The organism is Dapis hubbardiae BLCC-M172, from assembly GCF_050016015.1.
Taxonomy (GTDB): Bacteria; Cyanobacteriota; Cyanobacteriia; order Cyanobacteriales; family Microcoleaceae; genus Trichodesmium.
Window position 1 is genome coordinate 1 of record NZ_JBNHEQ010000176.1, and the last position, 2,887, is coordinate 2,887.

3 protein-coding genes are annotated in these 2,887 nt (G+C 32.8%); 1 reads left to right on the top strand and 2 read right to left on the bottom strand.

The genetic code is table 11. The annotated features are described in order from the left end of the window. Positions 1–53: 53 nt before the first annotated feature. Positions 54–272 carry a transposase gene (locus tag ACP6PK_RS15820; protein WP_426560685.1) on the top strand — a complete coding sequence of 73 codons (219 nt, stop codon included), beginning with the start codon at positions 54–56 and terminating at the stop codon, positions 270–272. A gap of 201 nt (positions 273–473) precedes the next feature. Here the strand turns inward: ACP6PK_RS15820 and ACP6PK_RS15825 are convergent, their stop codons facing one another. Further along, a complete protein-coding gene (locus ACP6PK_RS15825; protein WP_426560687.1) occupies positions 474–908 on the bottom strand; it encodes an NUDIX domain-containing protein in 435 nt (144 codons plus the stop codon). A 10-nt stretch (positions 909–918) separates the two neighbouring features. Beyond that, positions 919–2,118: an RNA-guided endonuclease InsQ/TnpB family protein gene (locus ACP6PK_RS15830; RefSeq protein ID WP_426560689.1), complete on the bottom strand. Its 1,200-nt coding sequence runs from the start codon at positions 2,116–2,118 to the stop codon at positions 919–921. Between the last annotated feature and the right edge of the window lie 769 nt (positions 2,119–2,887).

Genomic DNA, 2,887 nt, shown 5'->3' on the forward strand with positions numbered 1-2,887 from the left:
ACTTAATTAAAACACTTGTCTAGGAATATTTTTCTATAGATTTAGTAACTATAATGCACAGCATCAAAAGCTACAGTGCCAAACAAATTCTGAAAATTATGACTCAAATAGTTCAAGTTTGGCAATCAGAAAGATACGATCGCATTGTCAGAAATGACTTAGAATTAACAAATATGTGGGAATATATTCGCCAAAATCCTGTTAAAGCAGGATTGTCAGATTCTCCAGAAGGTTATCCTTTTTTTTGGCAGGAAACAGATTTACAAATTTGATAGGAATTACATTAATATTAATCTTCAGTGGGGCGGGCATCCTGCCTGCATAAAAATATTCAGGAATAGGCAAGATGTCTATTTCACAAACACAAAATATTTTCCCTGCCTGAAAATATCAGGAACGGGCAAGATGCCCATTCCACAAATACAAATACAAATACAAAACATTAAACACAAAACATTTGAAATAGATATTGGCTATAACAAAGAATTTTGAGACTGAAATTTTTCAATAAGTATTTGAGTATAACTATTCAAAGGATAATCAAAAGCAACTTCAGGAGTCACCCACTCCCATCGCACAATTTCTTCATTAGGAACAACATCTTCTCCATCTGATGTTGCCCAATAATTAACCATAATAAAATGAGCTTCCTTATAAAATTGTGGGTCCAGTATTGCCTCATGGAACATAGCAAAGCGAATATCATTTAACTTCAACCCCACTTCTTCCATAAACTCCCGCGCCAAAGCATTCTCTAAACTTTCTCCCCAGTCAACCTTTCCCCCAGGTACTCCCCATGTACCATTCCATTTTGTCGTCTCCACAATTAATATCCGATTGGAAGGCCCCTTAACTAAAGCACCAACTGTTACAAGTGGAAATTGTGGCTTAACTGCTGACTTTTCCATAATCTGTAAACTACCCGGCGCTTAAATTCTTTACAGCGCGGGCTTTTGGTAGCCCTAGAACTACTGCACAAGACAGGAATTCTGAACCTCTAGGCTGGTTTACACTCAACCCCAAAGCAGCTATATTTTTGGCACCATTATAATCAGCATCACCTTTCCACCCACAATTCAAGCAGTGGTAGTTTTTACCCTTTCTATATGTAGTTTCTTTTGTCGGACTTATATGCAAACATTTGTGGCAAGTAAGGCTTGTATATGCTGGATTAACTAATATTAATTTCACGCCATGTAACACACATTTATAAGCAAGAAATATTCTGAACTGATAAAAAGCCCAACTATTAGATAATCTTCTTTCTTTCCTGCTTCTTGGTTGCTGATTAGTTCTTTTTCTAATATTAGCTAAATCTTCTATGGCAATTGAATTCTTATTAGTCGCTGCTTTTTTGACTAAATAAGTTGTTATTTCGTGATTAACCTGTTTCTGAAAGCGTCGTTCTTTACCTGATAACCGTTGCTGTAGTTGCCGACATCTTCTCCGACTACTACGAGTGCCTTTAGATGCTTTTCTTTGTAGAACTGCTCTCATTTGATAATAATGATTTCTCTTAGAAGTTATATTTTTACCTGACCATGATTCACCTTCAGATGTTGAGGCTATATCTGTCCTGCCTAAATCAATTCCTATTATTTTATTTGTTGACTTTGGCTCAGGAACAATATGATTAACATGAATATTTATATAGTAAGTTCCATCATTTCTTTTAGTTAAGACTGCTGAAGTAGCCTTACTACCTTTTAATATTCCACGTTGATAATTACCTATTAATAACTCAAACTTTGTGCGCTTACTCAAAAGCTTTAAACTCACAATCCATTTCTTTGTATCTAAACTAAATGTTCTACTGTCGTAATCAACTGATGTTGGTGCAAAAGTTAATTCTTTTTTAATATGATTAGTTATAGAAGTTTTCCGATTAGAACATACTCGTCTAATGGCGTGAATTGTAGTTTGTGCTGATAACTGAAACTTTTCTCTAACTGTATCGTACATTAAAGATTGCATTGTCACATTATTTGTCAGTTTCTGATCAGTATTGTTATGAACATACTGACAAGCATTAGCAAATATTTCCATTGTAGCATTCATTTCTTTTACTACTTCTGGGGAAACCTTCAATTTGCAGGATATAGTCGTTATCTGTTTCATTATTATACTATACTTCAAATTGTGAATAAAATCAATAGTAAAACAGATTTTTATTTATTTGTTCTCAAAAATTCCTCCCGACGCTGAATCAGATATTACAGCGCGGGACTCCTTTTTGAATTTAAGTTGAAGAATTTAGAATTTAGAATGTAGAATTGGTTAATCTTAAGAATGTAGAATTTAGGATTGGTTAATCAAAAATTCTACATTCTCAATAATGAGAGATACTTAACAAATCTGGTTGAATGATTGTTAATCATTTTAAGAATTTAGAATTGGTTAATCAAATAATTGTAAATTCTAATCCATTTAGAATTGGTTAATCAAATCAGGACTTACGCAGAGAGATGTACTATATATATATATAGTCAAAAAACTAGAACGTTTGAGTTGGAAACTCTATATACATAGTCTTTCCATAAGTCCTACAAAAATTCTAAATTCTGATGAGAATTGGTTAATCAAATCAGGACTTACGCAGAGAGATGTACTATATATATATATAGTCAAAAAACTAGAACGTTTGAGTTTTAAACACTATATACATAGTCTTTCCATAAGTCCTACAAATAATTCTAAATTCTCATCCATTGAGAATTGGTTAATCAAATCAGGACTTACACAGAGATACTATATATAGAGTTAAAAAACTAGAACGTTTGAGTTTTAAACACTATATACATAGTCTTTCCATAATTCCTACAAATAATTATAAATTCTAATCGATTGAGAATTGGTTAATCAAATCAGGACTTACGCAGAGATACTA